The organism is Pseudomonas purpurea (assembly GCF_039908635.1).
In the GTDB taxonomy this organism is placed as follows: Bacteria; Pseudomonadota; Gammaproteobacteria; order Pseudomonadales; family Pseudomonadaceae; genus Aquipseudomonas; species Aquipseudomonas purpurea.
Window position 1 is genome coordinate 750074 of record NZ_CP150918.1, and the last position, 15254, is coordinate 765327.

Genomic DNA, 15254 nt, shown 5'->3' on the forward strand with positions numbered 1-15254 from the left:
CCGACGGGCAGGCTTTTCATGCCTTCGGACAAAGCAGGCATAATACCGCGCCTTCGCCCGCGAAGCGCTTCTACCTCTTAGCCGGTCACTCCTTTGAACGAACGCCAGATGTCCACAGCCATACGCCCCTCGGCCTGCCCGGGGTTGCTGCGCATTGTCCAGGCGTTGGACGGTGGCATTTGCCGGATCAAGTTGACGGGCGGCTCGATCAGCGTTGCCCAGGCCAATGCGGTGGCTGATGCCGCCGAGCGTTACGCCGGGGGGGTGATCGAGGCAACGAACCGCGCCAACCTGCAGATTCGAGGCATTGGCAGCGAGCAGTCCGCGTTGATCGACAGCCTGCTGGCTGCCGGGCTTGGGCCGACCACGGCCGCCGGGGACGATGTGCGCAACCTGATGCTCAGCCCGAGCGCAGGCATCGACCGACATAGGTTGATCGATACCCGACCGCTCGCCGAACAGATACTCGCGACCTTGCAAACCAACGTCCGCTTCCACGACTTGTCGGCCAAGTTCGCCGTGCAGCTCGATGGCGGTGAAGCGCTGGCGATGCTCGAGCATGGCCATGACCTGTGGTTATCGGCGTTGGTGCGCGGCGATGAACCGTTGCTGGCCTTCGGATTGGCAGGCTCGCCGCTGGACAAGCCTTTGGGCGCGGTAGCACTTTCCCATGGGCACGCCTTGGTGGTCGCGGTGCTGGAGTTGTTTCTCGACCTGGCCCTGCCTGAGCAAACACGCATGCGTCACCTGCTGGCGGAGCGGCCGGTGGCTGAGTTTGTGCAGCGTCTGGCAGCGCGCGTGCCAGTGATCCCGCTCGACTGGCAGCGTCCGCAGGCTGAGCCGTTGCTGCACATCGGCACTTATCCACAACGTGAAAGCGACCGGGCCTATGTGGGTGCGGTTACGCCTTTGGGGCGCCTTGATTCGTCGATGCTCAGGGGCGCGGCGCGGCTGGCCACTGAGTATGGCGATGGCAGCCTGCGTTTTACCCCATGGCAAAGCCTGCTGTTGCCCTCGATTCGCCGCGAGGATGCCGCCGTTGTTACGCAGCATTTGGAGCAACTGGGGTTTCTCTGTTCACCTGACCAGGCCCTGGCGCACTTGATTGCCTGCACCGGTGCAAGCGGTTGCGGCAAAGGCCTGGCCGACACCAAGGGCGACGCCTTGCAACTGGCCGCGCTGCTGCAACGCCAGGGTGGTGCCGTGAATGTGCACTTGTCCGGTTGCCCGCGCTCATGCGCCGCTGCGCACACTGCGCCGGTCACGTTGCTGGCGGTCGGCCCCGGTCATTACGACCTCTATTTTCGCGATGCGGGGCAGCCGGGTTTCGGTGTCCTGCAAGCACGCAATCTTACTATTGACGCGGCGGGCGCATTGATTGACGCCTGCCCACGGAGCCCCCTTGATGCTTGATTACATCCGCGACGGTCAGGAGATCTATCGCAACTCCTTCGCGATCATTCGCGCCGAGGCCAACCTCGAGCGGATCCCGGCCGATCTGGAAAAACTCGCGGTGCGGGTGATCCACGCCTGCGGCATGGTCGAGGCCATCGACGGTCTGCAGTTTTCCGAGGGCGCGGGCAAGGCCGGGCGTGATGCGCTGGCGGCCGGTGCGCCGATTCTGTGTGATGCGCGGATGGTGTCCGAAGGCGTGACCCGTACGCGCTTGCCGGCCAACAACGAAGTCATTTGCACCCTGCGCGACGACAGCGTTCCAGACCTGGCACGTGAACTGGGCAACACCCGCTCGGCCGCTGCGCTGGAGCTTTGGCGCCCGCACCTGGAAGGCAGCGTGGTGGTGATCGGCAACGCGCCGACCGCACTGTTTTATCTGCTGGAAATGCTCGATGCCGGAGCCCCGAAACCGGCGCTGATTCTCGGCTTCCCGGTGGGGTTTGTCGGCGCCGCCGAATCCAAGGCCATGCTCGCGGCGGACAGCCGTGGCGTGCCGTTTGTGATCATGCAAGGTCGGCTGGGCGGCAGCGCCATGGCGGCGGCTGCGGTCAATGCGCTCGCGACGGAGATCGAATGATGCAGCAACCTGGACGTTTGATCGGCCTGGGCGTGGGCCCCGGTGACCCGGAACTGATTACCGTCAAAGCCCTGCGCTTGCTGCGCGAGTCGCCGGTGGTGGCGTATTTTGTCGCCAAGGGCAAAAAGGGTAACGCCTTCGGCATCATCGAAGCGCATTTGCAGGACGCGCAAACCCTGGTGCCGCTGGTCTATCCGGTGACCACCGAGACGCTGGCGCCGCCGCTTTCCTATGAGCAAGTGATCAGCGATTTTTACGATGCGGCCGGCGAAGAGCTCGCCGCGCACCTGGACGCCGGGCGTGATGTGGCGGTGATCTGCGAGGGTGATCCGTTCTTCTACGGCTCTTACATGTACCTGCACGACCGCCTCGCTGAGCGCTACGAAGCCGAAGTGGTGCCGGGCGTCTGCTCGATGCTCGGCGGTGCCTCGGTGCTGGGCGCGCCGTTGGTGTATCGCAATCAGAGCTTGTCGGTGCTGTCCGGTGTGCTGCCTCATGAAGAACTCAAGCGTCGATTGGCCGATGCTGACGCGGCCGTCGTCATGAAGCTGGGGCGTAATTTCCCCAAAGTCCGCCAGGTACTGGAAGAACTCGGTCTGGCGGAGCGTGCGTTGTATGTCGAGCGCGCCACCATGGCCAATCAGAAGATCGTGCCGCTGGATCAGGTCGAGCCGATGTCCTCGCCGTACTTTTCGCTGATCATCGTTCCCGGCGAAAGGTGGCAAGGCTGATGGCCCGTCCAGTTCCGGCAATTGTCATTCTCGGCAATGGCAGCCTCGCCACCGCCCGCAAGATTCAACAGCGCTATCCGGCGGCATTGATTTACGGTCTGGCCGAGCGGGTCGACGGTGCAGATCGTACTTACCACGAGTTTGGCGCGACACTGCGTGAACTCTATCGTCAGGACGCGCCGATCATCGCGTTGTGCGCGGCCGGGATCGTCATTCGCACGCTGGCGCCGATGTTGCTGGAGAAGGGCGTCGAGCCGCCGGTGTTGGCCGTTGCCGAGGATGGCAGCGCCGTGGTGCCGCTGCTCGGCGGCCTGGGCGGGGTGAACGTGCTGGCGCGGGAAATCGCTGCCGGTCTGGGTGTGTCACCCGCCATTACCACCAGCGGTGAACTGCGCTTCGGCACCTGCCTGCTCAACCCTCCGAGCGGTTACGCCTTGGGCGATCTGGAGTTGGGCAAGCGCTTTGTTTCGGATTTGCTTGCCGGCGAATCGGTGCGTATCGAAGGCCCGGCCCCGTGGCTGGCCGAGGCGCAGTTGCCGGAAGATCAGCAGGCGCGATTGGCGATCCATGTCGGTCATGCCGAACGTCAGCCGAGTGCCAATGAGCTGCTGATTTATCCACGCAGCGTGTTGGTGGCGGTGAAGGCCGGGACACCTGATCTGGCCGTTACCATTCGCACGGCCCTGCATGAGGCGAATGTTGCGCTGCAATCACTGGCCTGTTTGTTGGCGGGTGAAAACGACATGGCCAACCCGGCACTGCGCGACGCGGCATTGGCGTTGGGTGTGCCGCTGCGATTCTGCGCCGGGCCCGGCAGTGCACATGAGTTGGCCCGCAACGCCGTGCCGGTGTTGCTGACCTCGATTGAGGTCAATGCTGACATGGCCATCGTGGTCGCTGCCGAGCCTGTCGATCCGCTGCTGATCGGCCGTCCTCGCGGTCGACTGGCGGTGATTGGCCTGGGCCCGGGCGCGGCCGAGCTGATGGTGCCGGCGGTCAAGGCCGAACTGGCCCGGGCCAATGACGTGCTGGGGTATGAAACCTACGTGCGCATGGCTGGACCATTTCGCGACGATCAGGTCATGCACTGCACCGACAACCGTGAAGAAATGCAGCGTGCCCGCCACGCATTTGAGCTGGCGGCTCAGGGGCGCTCGGTGGTGGTCGTATCGTCCGGTGACCCCGGCGTGTTCGCCATGGCCGCTGCGGTGCTGGAAGCGTTGCACGAATCCAGCGATGCGAGCTGGCACAGCGTCGACCTGGAAATCCTGCCGGGGGTGTCCGCGTCATTGGCCACCGCCGCGCAAGCGGGGGCACCGTTGGGTCATGATTTCTGCGTGCTGTCGCTGTCGGACAACCTCAAGCCCTGGACGATCATCGAGAAACGTCTGGACCTGGCGGCGCAAGCGGATCTGGCCCTGGCCTTCTACAACCCCATCTCGCGTTCGCGGCCATGGCAGTTGGGCCGTGCGCTGGAGATCGTTGCGCAACATCGCACGCCGCAAACGCCTGTGGTGCTGGGGCGCGACATCGGTCGTCCGGGCCAGACATTGCGCGTCACCACGTTGGGGCAACTGACCCCGGACCAGGTGGACATGCGCACCATGGTACTGATCGGTTCGTCCACCACCTGCGTATTTCCACGTGCCGAGGGCGGTGAGTGGGTGTATACGCCGCGTTGGTATGGTGAGAAACCCGCTACTTGAGTGATAACGCCCCCTCGGGGGCGTTTTTGCTTGAGCCCTCTCGAATGTAAATTGATACCCTTCCACATATTTTTGATGTGTGAAGGGTTTTTTACGTAGTGAATGTAGATGTCGAGTAATAAATCCGTTGACTGACTTGAGTAATAACGTTTTTTGGTCGCTCATCTAGCGTGGTGTTTTATTGCGTCATCTTCCTCAAGGCAAATCGTTTCATGACTTGTTCGCGGAGTTTAGTCTCCATGAGCTCCCTTTTCGTGTCGAGTACGTCTCTGTCTAATTTAAGAAAGGCACTCTGCTGAACAAGCGTTGCTGATTGTTTCTCCCAGGCCCAAAATAAAAAGCTGCTCTTTTCGGTGTTGGCAACCAGCTCAAGATTAAAGACTGCCATGTGAAGGTTTCCACGTGAGTCGTAACGGGATGGGGCCACTTGAAAGCGATGCCCTTTATGGCTTTCTTCATCCAGTGAAAGTATCGCGGGTTTGTTGGGCTTCAAGGCGTCGAGAGTGTCAATCATGGCGTTCCCTTGCCGAGAATCGTTCATGGTTTGCGCACTCCGCACCAGAAAATCGGCAATACTCCCCGAAATATCAGAGCGTGTACGTGTCGTGATGGCCCCTTCATGAAGCGACCAGCCAAGAAACATCAGCGTGCGAACATATTCGTCCAGCCAGTGTTGTGAGTTGGTAAAGCGATTATGAACGAGGTCGGCTGACCTTGTTGCGATCCGTGTGCAGTTCGTTAAATCATCAAAGTCTTGCAGGGACAGTCCGTCGATACATGAAATAAGATTGTGGCCCGTCACCAGCCCGTGCGGTGTTTTATTGTTCATGAGTTATTCCTGATGAAGGTGGATAAGTGATTTTCTTTGCAAGAATACTGCAAAGTTTATGTGTGGCCTGTGCAGGTTACAGTGGCAGACGTGTGCGTTGAATGAAGTGCTGTCATGAAAATTATTCTTTATGTGTTTCTTGCTTTAGTTTGAGTGGTCTGTGGGGCAGGGTTGTCGTTGTACATATGATGTATTCAATAGGAATTGTTTGCTGGGATGCCATGCGTTAGATTCACGGTGTGCCCAATGAGGGGTGCAAGTGAATTGACAAATGGAGCGTTAAATATGGATGTTATGGAAAGCACTGTTGGCGTGGAAGAAAGTGCCGCTTTAGTAAAGGCGCGAATTAGTAAGCGCCAATTATTGCAGCCTGCTGTTTCTCGTGTAAGGGCATTTGCGGCAACAGACACTTCTAGCCCAACCAAAGAATTGGATGCAGTGGTGTTGGGCAATACGCTCGTGGGCTATGGTGCTAATATTTCACTTGAGAACATGGCGATTATCGAAAATCTCATTAAGTTTTCGAAACTGGAGGCGAGCTACGAAGTTCCAGGTGATGACCCTGAAGCGTGGTATCTCGCATTCCTGAAGTGCATGGATGATGCTGGCTGTTTTGTCGCGGATTCCGGTTATACCTCCTATCAGAAGAGCTCTCATCAGTTGACAATGGATAACATTGTTACCGATATCGTTAAGGCCGGTGTCAATGCCGCGAAAGCGGCGATTCCTGGTGCTGCGATTCTCGGTGCGATTGCTGACTCGACATTGGATGCCCTGAAGGCGAAGCCTGAAGCGATCAATTTGTATAGCTCTGAAGTTATCAATAGCAAAGGCGTCAGGCTCGCGGTAATGCCATGCGACCAACTGGCGAACGGTATTATTTTAACTTCGCTAGTGTCGATTGATAGCGTCGATGGCAACAGAAAAAAGGCGCCTGTCTTTTTTGACTGGAAAACTTCTGGTGTCGATATTTTTCGCGGAAGTTCTTTCATCACCTTTAATCCACTTCGTTACGCGGAGCTAAAGGGTGATCTGGAAGAGTACCTTGGACAGCATTTTAAGGCGGCGCTTAGCAATAGGTTTCAGCGGCGCAAGAACGCAGTTAAGTAAGTAAGTCAGGCCGGTGATGCAATGTCGCTGGCCTCTTTTTGGAGTGCGGAAATGGGGTATTCGGTTTATATATGCGCCGGCAGCGTCTTGGTCGTATCACAAGATTTGTTGCCTGCCAGGCAACAAGATGTTCTTGATACTGTTTTATTTGCTCAACTTGCAGCTGACGAAGATTTCCCTGGCGGTTGTAATGACTCGCAGTGGTTTGATGTTTTTACGAGTACCTTATCCGCTTGTGGTTGGGCTTTTTACGCCCAGAAAGAAACAGATGAGCACTTTTTGACGTCTGATGACGCGACATTTTCGGTGAGAGATGCACTTGCCGTATCCGCTAATCGTAATTGTTCCGACGACCAGGTGGCGGTGCTCTCGGCAGCATTGGATAAAGCAGTGGCGTTGCCTCCCGATTCGGACGTGGCGCAAGTCTTTCGCGAGCACAGCCTATTGGGCGATGGCGCAGAGATGACGCGGATAAGAGTGATGGGAGGCATTGTGGAGGCGAATGGATTTTTAAGTATGACGTCCGTGTCTTTTGATACTCACGTAATGCTCGGCAAACATTTCGTTGAGAATGAGATTACGCTGAATCAAGTCGATGGCGCCCTAAGCAGCCGATTTTTTTTGGCTCGTTTTAATCACGATGAATTTAACGACTACAGGGAAGACACTGTGGAGTGGTTAGGGGCACAGCGTGGTACTCAATGCGTTGAGATCGGAGTCTTGTCAATTGAATAGAGAAAACCAGGGCCGAGGGCTTTAAATCCTTCGGCCTTGTGTATTCAGGGCACCAGGTAGCCCTTCACGCCGGTAAAGATGATTTGAGCCGCCAATGCGCACACAAACAACCCCATCAATCGGCTGACAATCTGCAAGCCCTGATCACCCAGAATCCGTTCGATGCGGTTGGACAGATAAAGCACCACACCCACCGTGAAGCTGGCCAGGGCGATGCTGAGGATGGCGGTCAGTTTGTCGTCCCAGTGTGGCTGGCTCACGCCCATGACTAGCAGGGCGCCAATGGTGCCGGGGCCGACGGTCAGCGGGATGGTCAGCGGAACAATGGTCACGTCCTGCTGCACATTATCGGTCTGGACCGCCGATTTGCCCTGCGCCATACCCAATGCCGAGATGAACAGCACGCTGCCGGCACCGATGCGGAAAGCGTCCACCGTGATGCCGAACACACTGAATATCACCCGCCCGAACAGATACAGCAAAACGCTCGAAACCAGGGTGGCGAGGGCGACTTTCCAGGCCAGGCGTCGCCGCTCTTTGCCTGAGTAGCCACGGGTCAGGCTGATGAAGCAGGAGAGCACGAAGAACGGGCTGTAGAGCACCAGCATCTTCAGGTAAACACTGAACAACACGTGGAGCATGGCGCAAGCTCACTGACGGAGGAAGTCGACGGGAGTCTATCAGGCGGTGTGCAGTCTGTCGGCTCAGCTGGTGTGAGCCGTCACCCGATTCTGTTGATCGCGCTGGGCGACCCAATGCTCGATCAGTTCGCGCAGTTGCGAGAGTTCGACCGGTTTGGCCATGTGACCGTCCATCCCCGCCTGGCGAGCACGCTCCTTGTGTTCGGCAAGGATGTGGGCAGTCAACGCCACCACCGGCGTGCGTATCCGCTGGTTACCGACTTCCCAGGCGCGCAGTTGCTGGGTCGCGGAGAAACCGTCGAGGATCGGCATTTCGCAGTCCATCAATACCAGGTCGTAATGCTGGGCTTTCATGGCGCGTAGCGCTTCCTCGCCGTTGCTGGCGGTGTCCGGTTGCAGGTTGAGCTTGCCGAGCATGCCGCGAATCACTTTGGTCGAGATGCTGTTGTCTTCGGCCACCAGAATACGGAAGTCGCTTGGCACCTTGACAGGGGGCGGGGCACCCGGCGGCAGTTGAGAGGAGATGGCAAGGCCTTTACTGCGCTGGTTCAGTTCGTCCGCGAGGGTGGTCTTGAGGGTATAGCCGGCCACCGGTTTGGCCAGGATGCGTTTGATCCCGCAGTTGCGCGCGATGATCTTGCTCGGCGCGTTGCTGATACCCGTGAGCATGATCAGCAGGATGTCGTGGTTCAGGCTTGGGTCTTCCTTGATCTTGGCCGCCAGTTGCATGCCGGTCATACCGGGCATGTTCTGGTCGAGCAGGACTACGTCGAAGTAGTCGCGCAAGTGTGCCTTGGTCCGCAACAGGGCCAACGCCTCTTTGCCGGACGGTACGGCACTGACATTCAGGCCCCAGGCCGTGCATTGCTGCACCAGGACTTTGCGGCAGGTGTCGTTGTCGTCGACCACCAGGACCCTTGCGCCTTGCAGTGGGCCATCGAGGTCTGATGTCGGGTGTTCGAGGCGCTCGGGGTCCAGTGGCAGGGTCAGCCACAGCGTGCTGCCCTGGTTGCTGCCACTCTTGATGCCGAATTCGCCGTGCATCAGCAGGATCAGTTGGCGGGCAATCACCAGCCCCAGGTTGCCACCCAGGCGTGTGGCCGAGAGGAAGTTCTTGCTGTGCAGCTCGGCATGCAGCAAGGCCTCGCGCTCGTCGGCTTCCATCGGCAGGCCGCTGTCTTGCACCGCAATGCGCAAACGGGGTTTGGTGCTGCGTTCATCGAGGGCGACGACGATCAGGATTTCGCCTTCATCGGTCTTCTTCAGGGCGTTTTCCAGCAAGCTCAGCAGTGCCTGGCGCAGGCGTGTCGGGTCACCGCTGATGACCCGCGGAACTTGTGGCTGGATGAAGCTGATCAGTTCGACGTTCTGCTGTTCGGCTTTTGCGCGGAAGATACTGAGGCAGTCTTCGATCAGGGCGTTGAGGTCGAATTGCACGTCATCGAGTTCGATCTGCCCAGATTCAAGCTTGGAGATATCGAGGATCTCGTTGATCAGGGTGAGCAGTTCGTTGCCGGCGCTGTGGATCGTCTGCACATAGTCACGTTGCTTGACCGACAGCGGCGTGCCGAGCAGCAGTTCGGTCATGCCCAGCACGCCGTTCATCGGGGTGCGGATCTCATGGCTGATTTTTGCCAGGAACTCAGCCTTGGCATTGATTTCGGCATTGCTCGCGGCCAGGTCGCGACTGACACTGAAGCGGTCTTCGGTGATGCTGCGCTGGCGTTCACCCAGGGCAATGCCCATCAACAGGCCACTGATGCACATGGTCAGCATCAAGGTGATGATCAGGCCTTGGGGTGCGGTCAGTGTCAGCCCCAGCATCGCGGGCAAGATGATCAGTGCGCCGATGTTGAACACCACCATGCCCGCGACGAACCACCGGGCCGGGCGGTAACCTTTCTGCCAGTGGTAGATGCCGACAAACATCATGCTCAGGCCGGAGATCGCGATCAGGGTGTAGGTGATGACGTTCAGCGGCAGCGTGTTGACGAACAGCAGCAACAGGCCGCACAAGGTGGCAAGCACGATGTTGCCCAACAGCAGCTTGTTCAGCGGATGAGGCCCGAGCGGGGTAAAGAACCGGTAGGCGAACATCAGGCCGCAAGGCGCGGTCAGCAGCAGGAACAGATAGGCGCCCGGGGTTTGCAGGGCATGCCAGTCCGGCAGCCATGGGCCGGCCAGGTTCAACAACAGCAACAGGCTGAGCGTCAGCAGGCCTTCGCAGGCCGACAGCCACAGGCTGCTGCGCGAACGGGTGTAGGCATACCGCGTCAGGTTGTGCAGGATCAGCATCAGCATGCAGCCGAACAGCAAACCGTAGATCAGCGTCTGCTTCTGGTCGGCGGCGCCCACGACAGCGGACTGCAGGGTGATGTAGGGCCGCAACTGGTGATCGGAAACCAGCCGTACATAAACGTCGAGGGTTTTATCGCTTTGGGGCAGCGGCAGCATGAAGTCGCTGCTGGGCAGCGGCCGCTCGGCCATCGGGTGGTCGGTGCCGGAGCTCAACTGGTCGATGAGTTTGTCGCCATCCAGCACGTACAGGTTCAGTCGCGCCAGGTCGGGCGCGAAGATGCGCAGCAGTTGTTCGTGCTTGCCGGGGTTGAGCTTGAAGCGCAGCCACAGTGCGCCGTCCGGCTCGGCCGCGGAGAGCTGGTCGAGGTCGGTCGGGCTGAATTGGTTGGTGTAACGGGCAGAGCGGATATCGCTCAGTTGCAGGTCGCCCTGTTCGTCGAGCAATACCGCCCAGCCACTGCCTTGCGCGGCGTTAGCCGGAAGCATGCAGAGCAGGGTCAGCAGGCTGACGGTGAGACCTATGGCAATCCTGAGCCAGCGCACGGCGAAATCCCTTCGTAGGTTGATGCCAGATTACAACTATGCGCGGCACCGGAATAGTACGGCAAGGGCCGCAGGCCCTTGCCTAGCCGAATGGATAGCTTATTCCTGATTTTCGCCACGCTCGCGAGCAATGGCGCGATAGCCAATGTCCTTGCGGTAGAAGCAGCCTTCCCAGTCGATCTTCGCGGCCAGTTTGTAAGCCTGTTGCTGGGCGGCGTCGACGCTGGTGCCCATGGCGGTGGCGCAGAGCACCCGACCACCGGCGGTCACGACCTTGCCGTCCTTGAGGGCGGTGCCGGCGTGGAAGACTTTACCTTCCAGTGCGGCGGCAGCTTCCAGGCCTTCGATGGCGACACCCTTGGCGTAGTCACCTGGGTAGCCGCCAGCGGCCAGGACGATGCCGACGCTTGGGCGTGGGTCCCACTGCGCTTCGATCTTGTCCAGCGCCTGTGCCAGTGCGGCTTCGACCAGCAACACCAGGCTCGACTGCAGGCGCAGCATCACCGGTTGGGTCTCGGGGTCGCCGAAACGGCAGTTGAACTCGATGACTTTCGGGTTGCCGGCCTTGTCGATCATCAGGCCTGCGTACAGGAAACCGGTGTAGACGTTGCCTTCTTCGGCCATGCCGCGCACGGTCGGCCAGATGACCAGGTCCATGACGCGCTGGTGCACTTCGCTGGTCACCACCGGGGCAGGGGAGTAAGCACCCATGCCGCCCGTGTTCGGGCCCGTGTCGGCGTCGCCCACACGTTTGTGGTCCTGGCTGGTGGCCATTGGCAATACGTTCTTGCCGTCGACCATGACGATGAAGCTGGCTTCTTCGCCATCGAGGAATTCTTCGATGACCACACGCGAACCGGCATCACCGAAGGCGTTGCCGGCAAGCATGTCGCGCACGGCGTCTTCGGCTTCGGTCAGGGTCATGGCGACGATCACGCCTTTACCCGCGGCCAGGCCGTCGGCCTTGATCACGATCGGGGCGCCTTTTTCACGCAGATAAGCCAGGGCCGGCTCGATCTCGGTGAAGTTCTGGTAGTCGGCCGTCGGGATCTTGTGACGTGCCAGGAAGTCCTTGGTGAAAGCCTTGGAGCCTTCCAGCTGGGCGGCGCCAGCGGTTGGGCCGAAGCAGTCCAGGCCGCGCGAGCGGAACAGGTCAACCACGCCCGCTACCAGCGGCACTTCCGGACCCACGATGGTCAGGGAGACGTTTTTTTGCGCAAAATCTGCAAGTTGCTCAAGGGCCAGTACGTCGATGGCGACGTTTTCGCACTTGGCTTCAATGGCGGTGCCGGCGTTGCCAGGCGCGACGAAGACTTTCTGTACGCGCGGGTCTTGAGCGACTTTCCACGCCAGGGCGTGTTCACGACCGCCACTGCCAATGATCAACACATTCATTTCAAAAACCTCGGATGACGCTAATTCTGTTTTAGAACCTAAAGCGCTTCACGCCGTAGGAGGTTGCAATGACGCCGGTAGATGCAAGGCGGAGCCCACCTCGATGAGCGGAGTTGCCTCTTGGCAATGAGCATCATCGAGGTGGGCTCCAACGCAGCAGATGCCGGCGTCAGTGCGACCGTTGTCGTATTAGTGACGGAAGTGGCGCATGCCGGTGAATACCATGGCGATGCCGGCTTCATCGGCTGCCGCGATCACTTCGTTGTCACGCATCGAGCCACCCGGCTGGATCACCGCAGTGATGCCGACCTTGGCTGCGTTGTCCAGACCGTCGCGGAACGGGAAGAACGCGTCCGAAGCCATTACCGAACCGGCCACTTGCAGACCGGCGTGCTCAGCCTTGATCGCGGCGATACGTGCCGAGTTCACGCGGCTCATCTGGCCAGCGCCGACACCGATGGTCTGACGGTTTTTGGCGTAGACGATGGCGTTGGATTTGACGTACTTGGCGACTTTCCAGGCGAAGATCAGGTCGTTGATTTCCTGCTCGGTCGGCGCGCGCTTGGTCACGACTTTCAGGTCGGCGCTGCCGATCATGCCGATGTCACGGCTCTGGACCAGCAAACCACCGTTGACGCGCTTGTAGTCCCAGGCCGGGGCGCGGTCTGCTGACCACTCGCCGCAGGCCAGCAGGCGCACGTTGGCTTTGGCGGCAACAATGGCACGGGCCTCGATGCTGACGCTTGGGGCGATGATCACTTCGACGAACTGACGCTCGACGATGGCTTTGGCGGTTTCGGCGTCCAGCTCGCGGTTGAACGCGATGATGCCGCCGAAGGCCGACTCGGTGTCGGTGGCGTAGGCCAGTTCGTACGCCTGGCGGATGCCGCCTTCAGCGTCCGGGCTCACGGCAACGCCGCACGGGTTGGCGTGCTTGACGATCACGCAGGCCGGTTTGACGAAGCTCTTCACGCATTCCAGCGCGGCGTCGGTGTCGGCCACGTTGTTGTACGACAGCTCTTTGCCTTGCAGTTGGGTCGCGGTGGCGATGCCGACGTCGCTTGGCTTGGCTTCCACGTAGAACGCCGCGCTCTGGTGCGGGTTCTCGCCGTAGCGCATTTCCTGGGCCTTGATGAACTGGCTGTTGAAGGTGCGCGGGAATTCGCTGCGGCCTTCGGTGGTGAGGGTGTCAGCCGCCTGGTTCACGGTGCCCATGTAGTTGGCGATCATGCCGTCGTAGGCGGCGGTGTGTTCGAAGGCCTTGAGCATCAGGTCGAAGCGCTGAGCGTAGGTCAGGCCGCCGGCCCTTGAGGCTTTCCAGAACGTTGGCGTAGTCGCTGGCATTCACCACGATGGCCACGTCTTTGTGGTTTTTTGCGGCAGAGCGAACCATGGTCGGGCCGCCGATATCGATGTTTTCGATGGCGGTCGGCAGGTCGCAGCCTGGCTTGTTGATGGTGGCTTCGAACGGATAGAGGTTAACGGCCACCAGGTCGATCGGCTTGATGCCGTGCTCGTTCATGATGGCGTCGTCGATACCGCGTCGACCAAGGATCCCGCCGTGGATTTTCGGGTGCAGGGTCTTGACGCGCCCGTCCATCATTTCTGCGAAACCGGTGTAATCCGCGACTTCCACAGCGGCCACACCGTTGTCCTGCAGCAGCTTGAACGTTCCGCCGGTGGAGAGGATCTCGACGCCCAGGGCTTCCAGCTCCCTGGCGAATTCGAGGATCCCGGTCTTGTCGGAAACGCTGATCAAGGCGCGGCGGATCGGCAGGCGGGTAGTCTGGTCGGTCATCTCAATTTCCATCAAAAGCAAAGGAAGTCAGCAAAAAAGGCGACCGGTTTTACGCGGGCGCCTTTCTGGTTTGATTGAATGCTTACAGCAAATCGTACTGCTTGAGTTTCTTGCGCAAGGTGCCGCGGTTCAGACCCAGCAACTCACTGGCCTTGGTCTGATTGCCCTTGACGTAGTTCATCACGCTTTCGAGCAGGGGAGCCTCGACTTCGGAGAGCACCAGGTTGTACACATCCGTGACGGCAGCGCCCTCAAGGTGGGCGAAATAATTGTGCAGCGCCTTCTCGACACTCCCGCGAAGGGTCTGGCCTTCTTCGCTGGGGGTATTGAGGTGCTGTTTCAAATTCACGTTGTCGCTCACGGGTGTTGTTCCACTCACTAAAGTCTCGGTCATCATCGTCATGCGGCCACCCCTTCTTCGTCCCCTGTCAGGCTCTTGTAACGTTCGGCGAAGAACTCCCGGACGTTGGCGCATTGTGTTTCCGTACCATCCAAACGATTGAAGTGGGCGCGAAACTCCCTGGCGCCCGGCAGGGTTGCGAGATACCAGCCCACATGCTTGCGAGCAATGCGTACGCCCATGACATCCCCATAGAAGGCATGCAGCGCGGCCAGATGCTCAAGCAGAATACGTTCCACCTCGATCAGCTCCGGTGCCGGCAGCTTCTCGCCGGTACGCAGGAAATGGTCGATCTCACGAAAAATCCATGGCCGCCCTTGGGCAGCCCGGCCAATCAACAAGCCATCGGCACCGGTCGCGTCCAGCACGTACCGGGCCTTCTCGGGCGAGTCGATGTCGCCATTGGCGAAGACCGGAATCGACACCGCCTGCTTGATTGCGGCAATGGTGTCGTACTCGGCAACGCCGGTGTACAGGTCGGCGCGGGTCCGGCCATGGACCGCCAGCGCTGTGATACCTGCCTGTTCGGCGATTTTCGCCACCGTCAGGCCGTTCTTGTTCGCCCGGTCCCAGCCGGTGCGGATCTTCAGGGTCACCGGCACATCAACCGCCGCCACGACGGCGTGCAGGATCTCGGTGACCAGATCTTCATCTTTGAGCAAAGCAGAACCGGCGGCTTTGTTGCAGACTTTTTTTGCCGGACAGCCCATGTTGATATCAATAATCTGTGCGCCCAGCTCGACGTTAGCCCGGGCCGCTTCCGCCAGCATCTGGGCATCACCACCGGCGATCTGGACCGAGCGTGGCTCGGGATCGCCTTCGTGGATCATGCGCAGACGCGATTTGCGGGTGTTCCACAAACTCATGTCGCTGGTGACCATTTCCGAGACTACAAGCCCTGCACCCAGTCGCTTGCAAAGCTGACGAAAGGGTTGGTCTGTGACGCCCGCCATAGGGGCGAGAATCAAGCCGTTGTGCAATGTGTATGGGCCGATGCGTACCGCCGACATAGGACTTCCCTGTTGTGGGGTCGGAT

12 protein-coding genes and 1 pseudogene are annotated in these 15254 nt (G+C 59.6%); 6 read left to right on the forward strand and 7 right to left on the reverse strand.

Annotated features, from left to right (window positions below; all coding sequences use genetic code 11):
- Nucleotides 1-108: 108 nt before the first annotated feature.
- Genes cobG through cobJ form a run of 4 tightly spaced genes read left to right on the forward strand, consistent with a single transcriptional unit; the run spans nucleotide 109 to nucleotide 4469 of the window.
- Nucleotides 109-1413 carry a precorrin-3B synthase gene (gene cobG, locus AABM54_RS03340; protein ID WP_347903772.1) on the forward strand — a complete coding sequence of 435 codons (1305 nt, stop codon included), beginning with the start codon at nucleotides 109-111 and terminating at the stop codon, nucleotides 1411-1413.
- A complete protein-coding gene (locus tag AABM54_RS03345; protein ID WP_347903773.1) occupies nucleotides 1406-2032 on the forward strand; it encodes a precorrin-8X methylmutase in 627 nt (208 codons plus the stop codon). Before cobG ends, AABM54_RS03345 begins: the two co-directional genes overlap by 8 nt.
- A complete protein-coding gene (locus tag AABM54_RS03350) occupies nucleotides 2032-2763 on the forward strand; it encodes a precorrin-2 C(20)-methyltransferase (RefSeq protein WP_347906127.1) in 732 nt (243 codons plus the stop codon). Before AABM54_RS03345 ends, AABM54_RS03350 begins: the two co-directional genes overlap by 1 nt.
- The gene (gene cobJ, locus AABM54_RS03355) at nucleotides 2763-4469 is read left to right on the forward strand and encodes a precorrin-3B C(17)-methyltransferase (RefSeq protein WP_347903775.1); all 1707 of its coding nucleotides are present in this window, start codon (nucleotides 2763-2765) and stop codon (nucleotides 4467-4469) included. Before AABM54_RS03350 ends, cobJ begins: the two co-directional genes overlap by 1 nt.
- A 178-nt stretch (nucleotides 4470-4647) precedes the next feature.
- On the opposite strand, the gene AABM54_RS03360 is transcribed toward cobJ, so the two are convergent.
- Entirely contained in the window at nucleotides 4648-5298 is a 651-nt protein-coding gene (locus tag AABM54_RS03360) for a hypothetical protein (protein WP_347903777.1), read from the reverse strand.
- 285 nt (nucleotides 5299-5583) lie between these two features.
- Between AABM54_RS03360 and AABM54_RS03365 the strand changes: the two genes are divergently transcribed.
- Nucleotides 5584-6408: a hypothetical protein gene (locus AABM54_RS03365; protein ID WP_347903779.1), complete on the forward strand. Its 825-nt coding sequence runs from the start codon at nucleotides 5584-5586 to the stop codon at nucleotides 6406-6408.
- A 21-nt stretch (nucleotides 6409-6429) separates the two neighbouring features.
- The gene (locus AABM54_RS03370) at nucleotides 6430-7143 is read left to right on the forward strand and encodes a hypothetical protein (RefSeq protein WP_347903781.1); all 714 of its coding nucleotides are present in this window, start codon (nucleotides 6430-6432) and stop codon (nucleotides 7141-7143) included.
- A 44-nt stretch (nucleotides 7144-7187) separates the two neighbouring features.
- Here the strand turns inward: AABM54_RS03370 and AABM54_RS03375 are convergent, their stop codons facing one another.
- The 6 genes and pseudogenes from AABM54_RS03375 to dusB form a co-directional block, all read right to left on the reverse strand.
- Nucleotides 7188-7784 (reverse strand): MarC family protein, encoded by a 597-nt coding sequence (locus AABM54_RS03375; protein WP_347903782.1) that lies wholly within the window; start codon nucleotides 7782-7784, stop codon nucleotides 7188-7190.
- A 63-nt stretch (nucleotides 7785-7847) separates the two neighbouring features.
- Nucleotides 7848-10625 (reverse strand): response regulator, encoded by a 2778-nt coding sequence (locus AABM54_RS03380; RefSeq protein WP_347903784.1) that lies wholly within the window; start codon nucleotides 10623-10625, stop codon nucleotides 7848-7850.
- A gap of 99 nt (nucleotides 10626-10724) precedes the next feature.
- On the reverse strand, nucleotides 10725-12020 hold the full coding sequence (purD, locus tag AABM54_RS03385; RefSeq protein WP_347903786.1) for a phosphoribosylamine--glycine ligase: 1296 nt from the start codon (nucleotides 12018-12020) through the stop codon (nucleotides 10725-10727).
- A 189-nt stretch (nucleotides 12021-12209) separates the two neighbouring features.
- Nucleotides 12210-13818: pseudogene (gene purH, locus AABM54_RS03390) on the reverse strand (bifunctional phosphoribosylaminoimidazolecarboxamide formyltransferase/IMP cyclohydrolase).
- A gap of 82 nt (nucleotides 13819-13900) precedes the next feature.
- Nucleotides 13901-14221, reverse strand: coding sequence for a DNA-binding transcriptional regulator Fis (gene fis / locus AABM54_RS03395; RefSeq protein WP_003186237.1), 321 nt, complete (start codon nucleotides 14219-14221; stop codon nucleotides 13901-13903).
- Nucleotides 14218-15228 (reverse strand): tRNA dihydrouridine synthase DusB, encoded by a 1011-nt coding sequence (dusB, locus tag AABM54_RS03400; protein WP_347903787.1) that lies wholly within the window; start codon nucleotides 15226-15228, stop codon nucleotides 14218-14220. The genes fis and dusB overlap by 4 nt, the downstream gene beginning before the upstream one ends.
- Nucleotides 15229-15254: the final 26 nt, after the last annotated feature.

What these genes read in the sequence shown, in the direction of transcription:
- AABM54_RS03365 (WP_347903779.1), top strand. Translation starts at nt 5,584, where the DNA reads ATGGATGTTATGGAAAGCACTGTTGGCGTGGAAGAAAGTGCCGCTTTA.
- AABM54_RS03350 (WP_347906127.1), top strand. Translation starts at nt 2,032, where the DNA reads ATGCAGCAACCTGGACGTTTGATCGGCCTGGGCGTGGGCCCCGGTGAC.
- cobJ (WP_347903775.1), top strand. Translation starts at nt 2,763, where the DNA reads ATGGCCCGTCCAGTTCCGGCAATTGTCATTCTCGGCAATGGCAGCCTC.
- AABM54_RS03375 (WP_347903782.1), bottom strand. Translation starts at nt 7,784, where the DNA reads ATGCTCCACGTGTTGTTCAGTGTTTACCTGAAGATGCTGGTGCTCTAC.
- purD (WP_347903786.1), bottom strand. Translation starts at nt 12,020, where the DNA reads ATGAATGTGTTGATCATTGGCAGTGGCGGTCGTGAACACGCCCTGGCG.
- cobG (WP_347903772.1), top strand. Translation starts at nt 109, where the DNA reads ATGTCCACAGCCATACGCCCCTCGGCCTGCCCGGGGTTGCTGCGCATT.
- fis (WP_003186237.1), bottom strand. Translation starts at nt 14,221, where the DNA reads ATGACGATGATGACCGAGACTTTAGTGAGTGGAACAACACCCGTGAGC.
- dusB (WP_347903787.1), bottom strand. Translation starts at nt 15,228, where the DNA reads ATGTCGGCGGTACGCATCGGCCCATACACATTGCACAACGGCTTGATT.
- AABM54_RS03360 (WP_347903777.1), bottom strand. Translation starts at nt 5,298, where the DNA reads ATGAACAATAAAACACCGCACGGGCTGGTGACGGGCCACAATCTTATT.
- AABM54_RS03345 (WP_347903773.1), top strand. Translation starts at nt 1,406, where the DNA reads ATGCTTGATTACATCCGCGACGGTCAGGAGATCTATCGCAACTCCTTC.
- AABM54_RS03370 (WP_347903781.1), top strand. Translation starts at nt 6,430, where the DNA reads ATGTCGCTGGCCTCTTTTTGGAGTGCGGAAATGGGGTATTCGGTTTAT.